Source organism: uncultured Streptococcus sp. (assembly GCF_963511325.1).
Classification (GTDB): Bacteria; Bacillota; Bacilli; order Lactobacillales; family Streptococcaceae; genus Streptococcus.
The window spans coordinates 21766-38111 of record NZ_CAUPII010000003.1 but is presented as its reverse complement, the minus strand read 5'-3'; the positions used below and the strand labels follow the sequence as shown (position 1 = coordinate 38111).

The 16346-nt window shown below is 40.9% G+C and carries 12 protein-coding genes; 10 read left to right on the top strand and 2 right to left on the bottom strand.

What is annotated here, in order from left to right; genetic code table 11:
• Positions 1 to 2 precede the first annotated feature (2 nt).
• The 7 genes from RQ973_RS01595 to RQ973_RS01565 all read left to right on the top strand — a co-directional run bounded on the left by RQ973_RS01595 (position 3) and on the right by RQ973_RS01565 (position 11752).
• A complete protein-coding gene (locus RQ973_RS01595) occupies positions 3 to 497 on the top strand; it encodes a hypothetical protein (RefSeq protein ID WP_000037407.1) in 495 nt (164 codons plus the stop codon).
• A gap of 495 nt (positions 498 to 992) precedes the next feature.
• A complete protein-coding gene (locus RQ973_RS01590; protein ID WP_311522578.1) occupies positions 993 to 2747 on the top strand; it encodes an RHS repeat-associated core domain-containing protein in 1755 nt (584 codons plus the stop codon).
• Between the two features lie 3 nt (positions 2748 to 2750).
• Positions 2751 to 3089, top strand: a complete 339-nt coding sequence (locus tag RQ973_RS01585) for a hypothetical protein (protein WP_153225051.1) — start codon at positions 2751 to 2753, stop codon at positions 3087 to 3089.
• A gap of 306 nt (positions 3090 to 3395) precedes the next feature.
• Positions 3396 to 3557, top strand: a complete 162-nt coding sequence (locus RQ973_RS01580) for a hypothetical protein (RefSeq protein ID WP_083301275.1) — start codon at positions 3396 to 3398, stop codon at positions 3555 to 3557.
• Positions 3558 to 3701: 144 nt separating this feature from the next.
• Entirely contained in the window at positions 3702 to 5543 is a 1842-nt protein-coding gene (gene typA / locus RQ973_RS01575) for a translational GTPase TypA (RefSeq protein WP_075231460.1), read from the top strand.
• Positions 5544 to 5562: 19 nt separating this feature from the next.
• Complete coding sequence (locus tag RQ973_RS01570; RefSeq protein ID WP_311522530.1) at positions 5563 to 5808, top strand: DUF3165 family protein; 246 nt, start codon at positions 5563 to 5565, stop codon at positions 5806 to 5808.
• 367 nt (positions 5809 to 6175) lie between these two features.
• Entirely contained in the window at positions 6176 to 11752 is a 5577-nt protein-coding gene (locus tag RQ973_RS01565; RefSeq protein WP_311522529.1) for a G5 domain-containing protein, read from the top strand.
• Positions 11753 to 11882: 130 nt separating this feature from the next.
• On the opposite strand, the gene RQ973_RS01560 is transcribed toward RQ973_RS01565, so the two are convergent.
• Positions 11883 to 12857, bottom strand: a complete 975-nt coding sequence (locus RQ973_RS01560; protein ID WP_311522528.1) for an aromatic acid exporter family protein — start codon at positions 12855 to 12857, stop codon at positions 11883 to 11885.
• A gap of 64 nt (positions 12858 to 12921) precedes the next feature.
• Positions 12922 to 14127, bottom strand: coding sequence for a serine/threonine transporter SstT (gene sstT / locus RQ973_RS01555; protein WP_281335333.1), 1206 nt, complete (start codon positions 14125 to 14127; stop codon positions 12922 to 12924).
• Between the two features lie 150 nt (positions 14128 to 14277).
• Between sstT and RQ973_RS01550 the strand changes: the two genes are divergently transcribed.
• From RQ973_RS01550 to RQ973_RS01540, 3 genes are read left to right on the top strand one after another with little or no spacing between them, the layout of a single operon-like run.
• Positions 14278 to 14844 carry a mechanosensitive ion channel family protein gene (locus RQ973_RS01550; protein WP_001154834.1) on the top strand — a complete coding sequence of 189 codons (567 nt, stop codon included), beginning with the start codon at positions 14278 to 14280 and terminating at the stop codon, positions 14842 to 14844.
• A 51-nt stretch (positions 14845 to 14895) separates the two neighbouring features.
• On the top strand, positions 14896 to 15801 hold the full coding sequence (locus RQ973_RS01545) for a magnesium transporter CorA family protein (RefSeq protein WP_045590426.1): 906 nt from the start codon (positions 14896 to 14898) through the stop codon (positions 15799 to 15801).
• Between the two features lie 16 nt (positions 15802 to 15817).
• A complete protein-coding gene (locus RQ973_RS01540; RefSeq protein WP_311522527.1) occupies positions 15818 to 16345 on the top strand; it encodes a YqeG family HAD IIIA-type phosphatase in 528 nt (175 codons plus the stop codon).
• Position 16346: the final 1 nt, after the last annotated feature.

The window sequence follows — 16346 nt, the reverse complement described above, 5'->3', positions numbered from 1 at the left end:
TAATGTCAAAGAAATTTAATAATAGAACATTTAGAAAGATAGAAGAAATTTATAGCGTTTATTTACCTGACGAATTTAAAAAAGTTTATGGAAATATGGAGGAACTTCCTGAAAACTGGTATGATTGGAGTGATTTTTCACCTCAGAATGTTAAGGTGTTGAGTAATTATATACAAGTAATAAAAGAAAATATAGCAGAAGAAATAGAATATGTTGATTGGAGCGATAATTGGGGAGAAGCTCCAAGTAATTTAGAACTTACAAAAGGAGAAATACTAAGTCGTTTAATGAATTCCCCAACATTATTGCCCATTTTTGGTCATAGGTATATTGCATCATGTAATACTCCAATTTCGCCTGTATTTTCAATTGTTGGTTCAGATATCATTTATTATTCAAAAAGCCTAACTGATTATTTTCATGGAATCACAGTAAGCAGAGAGACAAATCTATCTAATTTACCCCAAATTCCTTTTTGGTCCGATATTGCACAGTGATAAAGGTTAGATGAGAATACTAGGTTAAGAGAAAAATTACAACAAGTATATTTCAAAACTTTTCACCATTATCAAGTAATTGGTATTAATTTTGGGATAGATGTAATTTCTGAGAAATTTCCTCTTATTTTCAAGTTGGAAAAGTGATTGTTATTTAGTATCTGAGACTATAGGAATTTAATTATTTATTTAAGTTAATAAATTGAAAAGTTCTCAGAAATAATTTGCTTAGAATGTTTTTGAAAAACTTAAAAAGAGAAATTAAATTACATGATTATCTTAACTAGAATCGTACTAATTGTTTAAATTAACCTCTTCTGTTGTGATAGAAACATGCAAAGACTCTCGAGGAAGGATTTCTTCGAGAGTTTTATGTTACATCTATGACTTAAAGGATCAGTTGCTTACAGTGACTAAGGAGGGAATCGTTGTCAACCCACCAGAACTCGGTAACCTACCGGATCAGGGAGAAGTGACCTATGCCAGTTGGGCTCTGTGACAGGTTTGACCAAGGATGGACAAGCCGTCTCATCCAGTCGCTATCATCTCTATGGGGCAAGAAAGACAAGCACAGACACGACAGGAAATCCCTTTGCCTATAACGGCGAAGCCCGTGATGATACTGGACTTGACTATTTACGCGCAAGGTATTATGATAGTCAGGGAGGTACTTTCTTAACCGAGGATAGCTACCCAGGGGAGGAAACAGACCCTCTCAGCCAGAACCGCTACAGCTATGTGCAGAACAACCCTGTTAACTATACAGACCCGAGTGGACACTTCTGGAACAGTATCAAAAAAGGCTGGAACTATGTTAAGTCAGGAGTTAATTGGGCTGGCAGACAAATTAGTAGAGGCGTTAATTGGGCTGGTAGACAAATTAGTAGAGGAGTCAGCTGGGCAAACACCCAATTTAACCGAGCGTCGAATTGGGTTGGTAGACAGATTGATAGAGGTGTTAACTGGGTCAGCACCCAGGTTAACCGTGCATCGAATTGGATTGGCAGACAGTGGAATAAGGTTCAAACGACCTACAATAGTGCCCGCGACTATGTACAAACGAAATACCAGCAAGCGGCAGCACAGATAGAAGCTAAGCGCCAACAAGTGGTTCGGTCTGCCTATGCCCTAGCAACAGGCTTGAGCTCTTCCCCAACCATCCGAGAAGGAAAGAATCTCCTCCGAAACTGGGGAACAGCCTTGCAGAATACCTTAAAACATGTTTGTACAACAGCCGAACGGATCAAGAATCAAGTCGTTGATTTCGTGAGAAATGTCGACTGGAAGAAGGTTGCCGTAACTGCGGGAGCTATCGGTGTCGGTATTGCTCTTACCGTAGCGACTGGAGGTCTTGGAGCCCCCGTAGCGATGGCTATCGGTGGTGCAGCCTCTGGAGCAATCATCTCAGGATATGATGCCTATAGTTCTGGCCAACGTGGTTGGGAATTGGTTGGTTCGATTGCCAAAGGAGCAGGAACGGGTGCTATCTCAGGTCTTATTGGCGGTCAATTGATGGGAGCAGGAGCTGGTCTAGCAACTAATGTGACCCAAAATATTGGCAATCAAGCAGTTCGACAAGTTGCCAAGATTGGAGTGGAATCTGCGGTTGAGACTGCGATTGATACAGGTATTGATTTGGCCACAGGCAATAAGATTACTGGTCAAACAGTCGCTATGAACTTTGCCTTTAACACCTTTACCAACGGAGCAGGTAGTGTGTCTCCTAAGAAGGCTCCTAAGGCTGATGTGGTGACGACGAAGCCGAAATCAGGGGATGTACCGATCACGAGACCACGCAAAGATGTAACCCCTGTTCAGCAACTAGCATTGCCTGGGCCGACTAGTAAACCACTTGCCTTGCCAGCACCATCAGATAAAATATCACAAATTAATCCCTACAACATTAGGTTTAGTCAAAGTTCTGTTAATGGAGCCGATTCTATACAATCTAGTATGATATCTAATGGTTGGAAAGGAGATGCAATTGATGTTGTGAATATGCCTGATGGTAAGTTAACAACTATTGATAATACAAGGGTTATAGCTGCTAGAGGAGCTGGGATTGCTGCTACGGCTAGAGTACATCAATATACGGATCCTCTTCCAGAACAATTTATAGATAGACTTACAACTCCTGCTGGTACACCTTCAACTTGGGGAGAAGCAGTTCAGTTACGTGTTGGTAAGCAAAAATCATCTTTTCGAACCTTGAATCCATACGGTTCGTACGACTTAGAACGGAGGAATTAATTCATGCCATTTACATTTAATCATTCTTTTTTTTCCTATCCACAACAATTAAAAGATTTAGTTTCTAAAGGTATCGTTGATTTTGGTGTTTGGTACTTGATGAACGATGAAGAAACGGTTAGGAGATTTAGAGGTCTTCAAACAAGATATCCTGAGCGAACATTATATCCATTTGCAAGGAGAGGTGATAATGATGATATCGCCTGTTTTGAAGATGTTGATAGTACTCTAGTGCATATAATTCATGACTTTGCTGATTCAGGATGGGAACAAAGGGAAGTTCTACCTAATATTGATGCATGGTTAGAATACATTGAGGAGTGTAATCTTCAAGACGGATAATAATTTAAGAATTATTTGAGCTATAAGAATATTATTCCAATTTAGACCTGTTTTGGATATACAAGAATAGCGTACATATAGGATTTTATGATTTAAAGTCAGAAATAGAAGTCACTATTACTGAAATTCTGCAATAAGTTACCGTCAAAGAACATTTAGACCTCATTACCCAGATTACAGGCGGAGTGGGATTTGAGAACTAAGAAAAAATAATTACAAAGTGAAGTTGAGATGATGCGGTCTCAACTTCATTTTCAAATAGTAAGCAAAATAGTGAGGTTTAACTTAAGATAATGTGTAGGTGGAGTGACTCAGTATGCCTATGACGCTACAGGTAGCTTGGCAAAAGAAACAGATGCCAACGGTCATAGCACCAACTATGTCAATGACCAGCTAGAAAAAGTAGCCAAGTCCGATGGGAAAACCATCAGCTGTATTAGTTTTCGTAACATTAGTACATTATTTTAAGATGCCTTTTCAACTGTATTTCAATTTATAAAGAATAATGATCTTTTGAAAACATTTACACTTACTTGAATTAAGTCATTTGCTTAAAATTGTGGTATAATCGTTCAGTTAGAAAATAAATTTTTGAATACAATAGAGGAAATCATGACAAAATTAAGAGAAGATATCCGTAATATCGCGATTATCGCCCACGTCGACCACGGTAAAACGACCCTCGTTGACGAATTGTTGAAACAATCTGAAACTCTTGACGCGCGTACAGAGTTAGCTGAGCGTGCAATGGACTCAAACGATATTGAGAAAGAGCGTGGAATCACCATCCTTGCGAAAAATACAGCAGTTGCCTACAACGGAACTCGTATCAACATCATGGACACACCAGGACACGCGGACTTCGGTGGAGAAGTTGAACGTATCATGAAAATGGTTGACGGTGTTGTTTTGGTCGTAGATGCTTACGAAGGAACTATGCCACAGACTCGTTTCGTATTGAAAAAAGCCTTGGAACAAGACCTTGTGCCTATCGTTGTGGTTAACAAAATTGATAAGCCATCAGCTCGTCCAGCAGAAGTAGTGGATGAAGTCTTGGAACTTTTCATCGAGCTTGGTGCGGATGATGACCAACTTGACTTCCCAGTTGTTTATGCGTCAGCTATCAACGGAACATCTTCATTGTCAGATGATCCAGCAGACCAAGAAAAGACTATGGCGCCAATCTTTGACACTATTATCGACCACATTCCAGCTCCAGTTGATAACTCAGATGAGCCCCTTCAATTCCAAGTGTCACTTTTGGACTACAACGACTTCGTAGGTCGTATCGGTATCGGACGTGTCTTCCGTGGTAGTGTAAAGGTTGGGGATCAAGTAACCCTTTCTAAATTGGATGGTACAACTAAGAACTTCCGTGTCACAAAACTCTTTGGTTTCTTTGGTTTGGAACGTCGTGAAATTCAAGAAGCCAAAGCTGGTGACTTGATTGCCGTTTCAGGTATGGAAGATATCTTCGTTGGTGAAACAATTACTCCTACAGACGCAGTTGAAGCTCTTCCAGTTCTTCACATCGATGAGCCAACACTTCAAATGACCTTCTTGGTCAACAACTCACCATTTGCTGGTCGTGAAGGTAAATGGGTCACTTCTCGTAAGGTTGAAGAGCGCCTTCAAGCAGAATTGCAAACAGACGTTTCTCTTCGTGTTGAACCAACTGACTCACCAGATAAATGGACTGTATCAGGACGTGGGGAATTGCACTTGTCAATCCTTATCGAAACAATGCGTCGTGAGGGCTATGAGCTTCAAGTATCTCGTCCAGAAGTTATCGTAAAAGAAATTGATGGCGTCAAATGTGAACCATTTGAACGCGTGCAAATCGACACACCTGAAGAATACCAAGGATCCGTTATCCAAAGTCTTTCTGAACGTAAAGGTGAAATGTTGGATATGATCTCAACTGGTAATGGTCAAACTCGTTTGGTCTTCCTCGTTCCTGCGCGTGGTTTGATTGGATACTCAACTGAGTTCTTGTCAATGACTCGTGGTTACGGTATCATGAACCACACCTTCGACCAATACTTGCCTTTGATTCCAGGTGAAATTGGTGGTCGTCACCGTGGTGCCCTTGTTTCTATCGATGCTGGTAAGGCTACAACTTACTCAATCATGTCTATCGAAGAACGCGGTACTATCTTTGTCAACCCAGGTACTGAGGTTTACGAAGGAATGATCATCGGTGAAAACTCTCGTGAAAATGACTTGACAGTTAATATCACTAAAGCGAAACAAATGACCAACGTTCGTTCCGCTACTAAGGACCAAACAGCGGTTATCAAGACTCCTCGTATCTTGACTCTTGAAGAATCACTTGAGTTCTTGAACGACGATGAGTACATGGAAGTAACGCCTGAGTCTATCCGTTTGCGTAAACAAATCCTTAACAAGGCAGAGCGTGAGAAAGCAAACAAAAAGAAAAAATCAGCTGAATAAGAGCTAGAAAGAGCAGAAAATGGTCTATTTAATCATAGGGATTTTATTACTCTTACTCTATGTATTTGCGACACCTCAAAGTATCAAGGGAACGGTTAATATTGTAATTCTTGTTTTTGGTCTCGTTTCCCTCGTGATTTTGCTCATGTTGTCCATCCTGCAAATCTTTCAGCTACCAACAGAATTCTTTATTACAGTAGCCATGCTGGTCCTTACGTATTTTAGTTTGCGAGATATATCTTTAATGTCGGTGAAAAAGAGATAGGTATGTGGCTTTGGAGTTCTATTAGGATTCGGTAAATATTTTGATAAAACATAACTACCACAAGTGAAGTCAGTAAAACTGAGTTTACTTGTGGTTTTTGCTTTGTAGAATCTAGAAATTTAGGCTCTTTAAGCTTCATCGGCCTCCTACTTTCATTCACTAGATGTTTATTAAGTAGCAGATAATAGAAGAACTTCTGGGAGGAAATTACGTTCTTACTGTGAATGTTTACAAAGAATAAGGATACTTTTCTTTAAAAATTGGATAAAGAAGCTAAATATAGCAATTTTGTTATTCAAATCCTTTGTAGACGTTTACTATTTTTGATATACTGTGATAAGGAATAGATACGAAATTGGAGTTTATCATGAAACAACATCATTTTAAAGCAAAACAACGCTTTTCTTTGAGAAAGTATGCAGTAGGAACTTGTTCCGTCTTATTGGGAACGAGTTTGTTTTTTGTAGGCACAGGTGGAAATGCCGTGCTTGCAGAGGAAAGAATTCCTCAGCTAGTGTCACACTATGTGGAAGATAAAGACTTGCCTGAATCTTTGAAGGCTGAACTACGTTGGTTTGAAGAGAATGCTATCCAAGTGGAGGAAGGTAAGGATTATTACTTCGTCTACCGTAAGTCTGCTACTAAGTTACCTGATACTGGCTTGTTTTCAAATGCCATTCTGCCTGTGCTGGGTACAGGAATCTTGCTGGTTTCACTCACTCTCATTAAAAAGAGAAAGGGAGCCTCTCTCTTTCTAGTGACAGTTTTGGCTGTAGGTGGGACTGCACTATCAGTTTCTGCCTTGGAGAACTTAGTAGAGCTTCGTCCAGCTCTTGTCAAAACAGTTGCAGGAGAATTTTTGCCTAGACCAGAAAGGATCGAGGGGTATGAATTTACAGGTTATTATTTTGTAAGGGGAAATGGAGAAGTTTCTAGAAATGAACATACAAAACCTCATTCTCCACAAGCAGATAAGGTAGAATCCACCTCAACCCCAAGCGAAGGTACTCCGAGCTTGGTCGAGGTGAAGCCAGAGCTTGAAGTTACGACAGAAGTCGTTGCCTATGATACTGTTTATCAGGACGATCCAGACCTACTTAAGGGTCAAACTCGCCTTATCCGAGCAGGTGTTGCAGGTGAGCGCACTATCTTAACAGAAGTGACGACTGTAGATGGCAAGGAAGACCGCCAAGTCAAATCCAACACTGTAACTGTGGAACCAATTTCAGAAATCATAGCAGTAGGCACTAAGGTAGAATCCACTTCAACTCCAAGCGAAAGTACTCCGAGCTTGGTCGAGGTGAAGCCAGAGCTTGAAGTAACGACAGAAGCCATTGCTTATGATACTGTTTATCAGGATGCTCCGAACTTACTTAAGGGTCAAACCCGTGTCATCAGAGCAGGAGTAGCAGGTGAGCGTACTATTTTAACCGAGGTTACGACTGTAGATGGCAAGGAAGACCGCCAAGTCAAATCCAACACTGTAACCTTGGCGCCAGTTACCGAAATCATCGCAGTAGGCACTAAGGTAGAATCCACTTCAATTCCAAGCGAAGGTACACCAAGCTTGGTCGAGGTGAAACCAGAGCTTGAAGTAACGACAGAAGCCGTTGCTTATGATACTATTCATCAAGACGATCCAGACTTACTCAAGGGTCAAACCCGAGTCATCAGAGCAGGTGTTACAGGCGAGCGTACTATTTTAACCGAGGTGACGACTGTAGATGGTAAGGAAGACCGCCAGGTCAAATCCAATACTGTAACTTTAGAGCCAGTTTCCGAAATCATAGCAGTAGGCACTAAGGTAGAATCCACTTCAATTCCAAGCGAAGGTACACCAAGCTTGGTCGAGGTGAAACCAGAGCTTGAAGTAACGACAGAAGCCGTTGCTTATGACACTCTTCATCAGGAAGATCCAGACTTGCTTAAGGGTGAAACTCGTGTCATTCAAGCAGGCGTAGCAGGTGAGCGCACTATTTTAACCGAGGTCACGACTGTGGATGGCAAGGAAGACCGCCAAGTTAAATCCAATACTGTGACTTTGGAGCCAATTTCAGAAATCATAGCAGTAGGCACTAAGGTAGAATCCACTTCAATTCCAAGTGAAGGTACTCCAAGCTTGGTCCAAGTGAAGCCAGAGCTTGAAGTTGCGACAGAAACCGTTGCTTACGATACTATTCATCAGGAAGATCCGGACTTGCTTAAGGGTCAAACCCGCGTCCTTCGAGCGGGAGTCTCAGGCGAGCGCACGATCTTAACGGAAGTGACGACTGTAGATGGCAAGGAAGACCGCCAAGTCAAATCCAACACTGTAACCTTGGCGCCAGTTACTGAAATCATAGCAGTAGGCACTAAGGTAGAATCCACTTCAACTCCAAGTGAAGGTACTCTGAGTTTGGTCCAAGAGAAGCCAGAGCTTGAAGTTACGACAGAAGCCATTGCCTATGACACTATCCATCAGGAAGATCCAGACTTGTTTAAGGGTCAAACCCGTGTCATCAGAGCAGGAGTAGCAGGTGAGCGTACTATTTTAACCGAGGTTACAACTGTCGATGGCAAGGAGGACCGCCAGGTCAAATCCAATACTGTAACCTTAGAACCAGTTACCGAAATCATGGCAGTAGGCACTAAGGTAGAATCCACTTCAATTCCAAGTGAAGGTGCTCCGAGCTTGGTCGAGGAGAAGCCGGAGCTTGAAGTTACGACAGAAGCCATTGCCTATGACACTATTCATCAGGACGATCCAGACTTGCTTAAGGGTGAAACCCGCCTTATCCGATCAGGCGTAGCCGGTGAGCGTACTATTTTAACGGAAGTGACGACTGTGGCTGGCAAAGAAGTCCGCCAAGTCAAATCCAATACTGTGACTTTGGAGCCAATTTCCGAAATCATAGCAGTAGGTACTAAGGTAGAGTCGGCGCCAGTTCCACAACCAAAAGTTGACACCCAAACAATCCCATATAAAACAATCTATCAAGCAGATGATAGCCAAGAGGTCGGTTCTAGAAAGACGAAAACACATGGGGTCAATGGAAAAGCAGAAACCACTACACGATATACAAGAGATCAAACCAGTGGTCAGATTACAGAGGCTAGTACATCAAAAACTCTGGTGGAAAAGGTAGATGAGGTTGTTCTAGTTGGGACCAAACCAAGTGTAGAAACAAGGGTCATCGCAAATAATACGGTTTATGAAGCAGACCCGACACTTCCTTATCAAACAGAAAAAGTTGCTATTTCAGGTAAGGAAGGAATCGAAAAAACGACTACCACCTACCAAGTAGATGCTCAGACAGGTCAGGTTACAGAAAGAGAACACCAAAAAGAAGTAACAGCTCCGATTGATAAAGTTATGAAAGTCGGAAATATCGAAACCGTCTTGACACCAATTCCAATCAAGGAGGAACGTCGTCAGGATCCAACACTTGATAAGGATCTTGAAAAAGTAGAAAGCCAGGGTGAGCCTGGCGAGACCACCACTACCAGAGTTTATGAAGTAAATTCTCAAACAGGTGAATTGCTATCACACACGGAAACAAGTGCTGTGACAAAAGCAATGAAGCCAAAGATCATCTTGGTGGGAAGCAAAGAAACCAAACCTCATCTTCTTCCAGTGAATACGGAGTTAGAAAATGCCATTGATGTAAGACCAGCTAGCCAAGGAATGAAGTCTGTGGACCTGCTTTCCAATGCTTATGTGACAAATGCCCTCAGACCAAATATTTTGGGGCGAGATGTGATTAGTAAGAAAATTGAACTCAAAAAGACAAATCCTACTATTTCAGATGAAGAGGTTCAAGAAGTCCTTCGCAAAGAATATCTAGAGAGATTATCTATTAAAGACACACTTGAAGAAACGAAAAAGACCCTAGATATAGACCTTAAAAAAGTTGTAGCTCATAGTTTGAGTGTGCTCGGAAATACAGCTGAAACCAGATCTAAGGTTCAGGCAGATTTAGAAGCTAATAAGGAAAAAATACTCTTAGGACTAACCTATATCAATCGTTTCTACAATATTGATTTTGGCAAGACCAACATCCGTGATATTCTTGCCTACAATCCAAGCTCTTTTGGTAAGAAGGTGACGTCATTAGAATGGCTAACATCTCTAGGTTCAATGAGCTATGATGAGATGAAGCTGGTCAATAGTCCACGAACATTTGAAAAATACTTTGGAAAAGTAACAGATAAGTCAAGCCTATTAGACTTCCTTGACTATAACCGAACAACCTTTACAAACATGGATGGCGATACTTGGTTGAAGGATGCTACAAAAGCCATCGTTGTTGAGAAAAAATCTAAAGAAAAAACAGATGAAAATGTTAGTCTCTACACGAAGTTGACCTCTGATCCTGCCAAGTACGGGGCAGAACCTCAACAGATTGATAATCGCAAACAATATAACATGGCTACTCTTCTAGGTTTAGTAAACATCAAGGAACCAAGTATTTATGCCATTACAAATATGGCAACCGTTTCTTACGGGAATATCGGAACTTATATGGATAGCTCACTGGCTCAGAGCAATCCTACTCAATATAAGGCTGAATTGGAAAAAGTGAAGGCTTTGGTTGAATTGACAGCTGAGCGTCAGGCTGCTTATGTTGATACGCTTTATAGAATCACTAAAAAAGACAATCAATCAAAACTAGTAACCAACCGTTTGATTGTGGATACTATGAAAAAGTATACTAGCAAGCAAAATGCAGGCATCAAGGAAACCTGGTCTAAGGAGTTTGGTTCAGAGGCGGATAAGGGAGTCAAGGACTTCATGTCTCCTCTAGGCATGTATTCTCCGTCCCAATCAGTTGGTGCTGAGGCAAATGGTGCTGGTGTGCGTTACTTTATTGATAGGGTCTTGGACGATCGAGGGTCAGCGACCTATTCTCATGAAATGACTCACTTGTTGGATCGCACAGTCCTCTTTAATAATTATGGTCGACGAGATGGTACAGGGGCAGAATTCTATGCACGTGGAATCTTTGAAAACTCCTACACTCCAGAAACAGATAGCTACTTTAACTTGAACTTTGTTTATGACGAGAGTGACAAAGACAGCTTCTACAACAAGACGCCAGAGCGCTTTAAATCAGCCACAGATTTGAAAGAATATATGCACGGTAGTTTCGATGTTCTCTATACTTTAGATTATCTAGAAGCTGAGGCAAGTCGAGGAATGTCAGCTGCGGATAAGGCAGTATACTTCAAGCAACTCTTGCCGAGTGCGACAAGTGGTTCAAGAACTCCTGTTTCTTATCCAAATCCATCTGTCAAACCGAGCCACCAGAGCGAGGAAATCAAGGCTTTAACAGAGGCAGATGCTAGCAAGCTGGGCGATATTCATAGTTTGATTGACAATCACATCGTGGTAAATCGCTATATCATTAAAGGATTCACGGCTACAGGGAAAGTAGATGCCAATGGATATTATACCGTTGATATGTTTGATACGATTTATGGTGTCAACGAAAATGATAAGGGAATGAGTGGGGATATCAGCTTTAGGAAGCAAGCCTTTGAACTCATGGCAGGTCTTGGCTATTACGAAGGTTTCGTTCCTTATGTCTCTAATCAGTACAAGCAAGATGCAGAAAAAGAGAATCGTCCCTTGTCAGACCAATACATCTTTGAAAAGATCTTAGCTGGTAAGACCTATGCTCAATTCAAGAAGGAACAAATGGATGAACGGATTGCGAATATCAGTAAGTTAAAACCGATTACCATTGACTACAAAGGTAAGCAGGAAGTGATTTCTAGTCCTGAACGAATGAAGCAATTGATGGAAGTAGCGGTAGAAGAAGAGCTTGCTCAGATTAAAGCAGGAAATATCAGTCAAAAACAATACCGTTTCATTGAAACTCCTGTTCAGAAGTTGAAAAAAGCTATATACAAAGCATATCTCAAGGAATCAAATGAGTTTAGAAATTCCATCTATACTTCTTAAGGGAAAGATAAGTCTATCATTAGGAGTTCATAGCAATTTTGCTACTCGGTAAGATTAACTAGTTAGCTAGGTTCGAGACAGAAAAACACCTTTTGAATTGCAAGTTCTCGCAGTTCAAAAGGTGTTTTGTTTATGATGATAGATTGCTTTTTTCTTCAGAATAGCGTTGATAGAAGTCAACTTTCAGTTGAATAAAGTTTTCCAATTCGCGTAGGAGTTGAAGTAAGGTTGCGCGCGTTTCAAATTCTTCCCTTGTTTTAGGGAGGTTACGATTGCGAAATACCTGCAGGTAGCTTTCAATATCATTTAATAAATCGTTGGCAGGATTGGTCTGACTGAGTTGATCCGCAATTTTAGCGAATAGCTGGGCAAGGATTAGGCTTTCGCTTGCGGCTAGATTACAGGTATTGATTTGTTGAGCCATATTACGAAGAATGCGACTCTGTCTCTGTCTCATTTCGAAATAGTGGATATGATAGTCGGTCTGATGAAAGAGGTGGTCAGAGTGATCAAGATAGACCAGTTTGAGAGCTTCTTCAAGAAGATGATCCAGTTCTTCAACGAGTTGGGCACGGTTACGACCATCGCCCTTTCCAAGATAATATTCAAAACGTTGTAAAATGTGTTTGAGTTTTTCTTCCACCTTGAGATGATAGAGATGGATCTCTTCTTGCCGAGAAGGCATGTAAAGATTGACAGTCAAGGCAAATCCCGTACCGATCAGAAATAGGAGGAGCTCATTCACTAGCAGATCTGGTGATGTAGACTTCTGAACCAAGAGATGACTGACTAGGACACTACTCGGGGTAATGCCAATCTCCCAGCCCAGTTTATAGGCCAGAGGGACATAGAGGGCCAAATAGAGACCAAAACTCCAGATGTGATAGCCAGTCAGATGAAAGGAAAGGACACCAATGAAAAGAGCAAGAAGGGTTGAAAATAAACGATTGCGAGCCAGCTTAATGGTGCTTCGACGGGTATCCGATAAGCTCAATAGGGCAATGATACCAGCGGATACTGCTGAAGATAAATCCAGAAAGTAGGCTAGAACACAGGCTAAACAGGTTGCCAGAACGAGTTTAAAAGTACGTTGAGTGATAGACATGAGACATTTCCTAAAATGAATGATAGAAACCAGACAAAACAAGCCCTAAATAGGCTTGTCTTGATTATTTATTGCGAGCAGAGGAAAATTCGGCTACTGCTGTAAAGAGGACATCTGTTGAGGAGTTGAGGGCTGTTTCGCAAGAGTCTTGAATAACACCGATGACAAATCCGACACCCACAACCTGCATAGCAATATCATTGGTAATTCCAAAGAGACTGCAAGCAACCGGGATAAGTAGGAGAGAACCTCCGGCAATTCCTGAAGCACCGCAGGCAGAGATGGCTGCAACGATACTGAGTACAAAGGCTGTTGCAAAATCAACTGAGATTCCAAGGGTATTGACAGCAGCTAGGGTTAAGATGTTGATGGTAACAGCAGCTCCAGCCATATTGATAGTTGATCCAAGTGGGATAGAGACAGAATAGGTATCTGGATTAAGACCTAGATCCTCACAGAGTTTCATATTAACAGGGATATTTGCAGCTGAGCTTCGGGTGAAAAAGGCTGTGACTCCGCTGATACGCAAACATTTCCAAACAAGTGGATAAGGATTTTTCTTGATAAAGAGAAAAGCAATCAGAGGATTGATCACTAGGGCAACGAAAACCATAGTGGCAATCAAAAGTCCGAGTAAGATTCCGTAATTTGCTAAACTCGCAATACCTTGACCAGAGATGGTTTCGAAGACTAACCCGAGGATACCAAATGGCGCAAGGTTAATGATCCATTCGACGATTTTTGAAGTCACACTGGCCATTGTTTTGAGTAGCTCCTTGCTATTTTTGCTAGCTTCTCGCATGGCAACTCCAAAGACGATAGCCCAAGAGAGAATTCCGATATAGTTAGCTTCGATGATGGCATTGACAGGATTGTCTACTATTTTTAGTAGGAGATTACTGAGTACTTGTCCGATGCCGTCTGGAGGAGTAACTTCTGTACTAGCACTACTCAAGACCATCTGAACAGGGAAGAGAAAGCTAGCCAAAACTGCTACAAGAGCCGCAGCAAAGGTCCCAAGCAAATAGAGGAAAATGACTTTTTTCATATTGCTATCTTGACCTTTCTGGTGTTGGGAAAGGGCGTTAGCGACTAAAGCAAAAACCAGGACAGGGGCGATGGCCTTTAGTCCTCCTACAAATAAATCTCCCAATAAACCAATGCCAGTTAGATTAGGAACGAGTAGACCTAGAATAGCTCCCAAGGTCATTCCGATTCCGATCCGTTTGATCAGATTTGTTTTGTTCCAAGCACGAATAATTCTTTTCATAAAGGTCTCCTTTTTGTGTATTGTTTATGATTATAGTATAAATATACTTGAAAAGCAAGTGTCTTATAGATTTTATTAGAATAAATGAATATTTATGAAAAGGATGGCGAGGAAGGATTTATGGTATAATGAATAGAAAAGGAGTTTTATATGCAAGAATTTTTTCAACGTTATCTGGATAAATTAGATCTAACAACTGTTTTAGAAAATCTCTTGACCAAGGTGATTTCTCTTCTACTTCTTATCCTTCTATTTTATATAGCTAAAAAGTTCCTCCATGTTGCTGTAGGAAAGATTGTTAAACCGTCACTTAAGTTTTCAAATCGAGATGCAGGTAGACAAAAGACGATTTCTCGTTTGCTTGAGAATATTTTCAACTACACACTTTATTTCTTCTTGATTTACTGTATCTTGTCTATTTTAGGCTTACCTGTTTCTAGCTTGCTTGCAGGTGCGGGGATTGCTGGGGTGGCTATCGGTATGGGAGCACAAGGTTTTCTATCAGATGTCATCAATGGCTTCTTTATTCTCTTTGAGCGCCAGTTGGATGTAGGAGATGAAGTTGTTTTGACCAATGGGCCTATTACTGTATCAGGAAAAGTCGTTAGTGTTGGAATTCGAACGACTCAACTGAGAAGTGATGACCAAGCCCTTCACTTTGTTCCTAACCGCAATATTACCGTTGTGAGTAATTTTTCAAGAAAAGAAGAGAACTGAAATTTTACTTGATTTATGGTACAATAGAAAGAGTTTAGTAAAGGAGAAACGATGTTTTTAGATGAGCAATTAGGAAATGATTGTGTTTGGATCAATCTAGATGTAGAAAAAATTAAAAATCTTGAAGATTTATCTGAAATCTACGGATTGGATAAGGAAACCATCGAATATGCGCTGGATAAAAATGAACGTGCCCATATGGATTATAACCGTGAGAATGGGACTGTGACCTTTATCTACAATGTTCTGGATTTAGAAAAGGACAAGGATTACTATGAAGCGATTCCCATGACCTTTATCGTTGAAAACAAACGAATGATTACCATCAGCAACCATAAGAATGCTTATGTCATTGATCAGATGTTAGCTTATCTGGATAGCCATGAGTCGCTTTCTATTTACAAGTTTCTCTTTGCTGGTTTAGAGATTATCAGTAACGCTTATTATCCTGTCATTGAAGAGATGGATAAAAGTAAGGACGAAATTAGTGCCTTGCTACGTCAAACTACAACAAAGAAAAATCTCTTCGCCCTCTCTGACTTGGAGACAGGTATGGTTTACTTGACAGCAGCGGCAAAACAAAATAGACTCCTCTTGGAACATATCCAGGGCCATGCTCTTTATCGGAGATTTAATGATGTCGAACGAGAGCAGTTTGATGATGCCATGATTGAAGCCCATCAGTTGGTGTCTATGACAGACTTGATTTCTCAAGTCTTGCAACAACTCTCAGCTTCTTACAACAACATCCTAAACAATAACTTGAATGATAGTTTGTCAATTTTGACTATTATCTCCGTCTTACTAGCAGTACTTGCGGTTATTACAGGTTTCTTCGGAATGAATGTTCCTCTACCATTTACAGAAGAGCCAAATGCTTGGATTTATATCTTAATGGCTAGCTTGATTTTATGGGCAGCCTTATCTCAATGGCTGAAGAAAATTACTAGAAAATAAAAGAAAAGGAGCCAAAATGGTGATTGAAAACTACATGCCAGACTTTGCTGTAGAAGCAGTTTATGATTTGACAGTCCAAAGCCTGAAAAACCAAGGGATCAAAGCTGTTTTGGTGGATTTGGACAATACCCTGATTGCTTGGAATAATCCAGATGGAACAGTAGAGATGAAGCAATGGTTACATGATCTGCGCGATGCTGGGATACGTATCATTGTGGTATCTAACAATACTCCAAAACGTGTCAAACGAGCAGTTGAAAAATTTGATATTGACTATGTTTACTGGGCACTGAAGCCCTTTACTTTAGGAATTAACCGTGCCATGAAACATTTCCACTATGAAAAAGACCAAGTGGTCATGGTTGGCGACCAGCTCATGACGGATATTCGAGCAGCTCACCGTGCAGGCATTCGCTCGATTTTGGTCAAACCCTTGGTTCAACACGACTCTATTAAGACTCAGATTAACCGAGCGCGTGAGCGTCGTGTGATGAGAAAAATCGCTGAAAAATACGGACCGATTACATATAAAAAAGGAATCTAAT

What these genes read in the sequence shown, in the direction of transcription:
- RQ973_RS01595 (WP_000037407.1), top strand. Translation starts at nt 3, where the DNA reads ATGTCAAAGAAATTTAATAATAGAACATTTAGAAAGATAGAAGAAATT.
- RQ973_RS01585 (WP_153225051.1), top strand. Translation starts at nt 2,751, where the DNA reads ATGCCATTTACATTTAATCATTCTTTTTTTTCCTATCCACAACAATTA.
- typA (WP_075231460.1), top strand. Translation starts at nt 3,702, where the DNA reads ATGACAAAATTAAGAGAAGATATCCGTAATATCGCGATTATCGCCCAC.
- RQ973_RS01570 (WP_311522530.1), top strand. Translation starts at nt 5,563, where the DNA reads ATGGTCTATTTAATCATAGGGATTTTATTACTCTTACTCTATGTATTT.
- RQ973_RS01565 (WP_311522529.1), top strand. Translation starts at nt 6,176, where the DNA reads ATGAAACAACATCATTTTAAAGCAAAACAACGCTTTTCTTTGAGAAAG.
- RQ973_RS01560 (WP_311522528.1), bottom strand. Translation starts at nt 12,857, where the DNA reads ATGTCTATCACTCAACGTACTTTTAAACTCGTTCTGGCAACCTGTTTA.
- sstT (WP_281335333.1), bottom strand. Translation starts at nt 14,127, where the DNA reads ATGAAAAGAATTATTCGTGCTTGGAACAAAACAAATCTGATCAAACGG.
- RQ973_RS01550 (WP_001154834.1), top strand. Translation starts at nt 14,278, where the DNA reads ATGCAAGAATTTTTTCAACGTTATCTGGATAAATTAGATCTAACAACT.
- RQ973_RS01545 (WP_045590426.1), top strand. Translation starts at nt 14,896, where the DNA reads ATGTTTTTAGATGAGCAATTAGGAAATGATTGTGTTTGGATCAATCTA.
- RQ973_RS01540 (WP_311522527.1), top strand. Translation starts at nt 15,818, where the DNA reads ATGGTGATTGAAAACTACATGCCAGACTTTGCTGTAGAAGCAGTTTAT.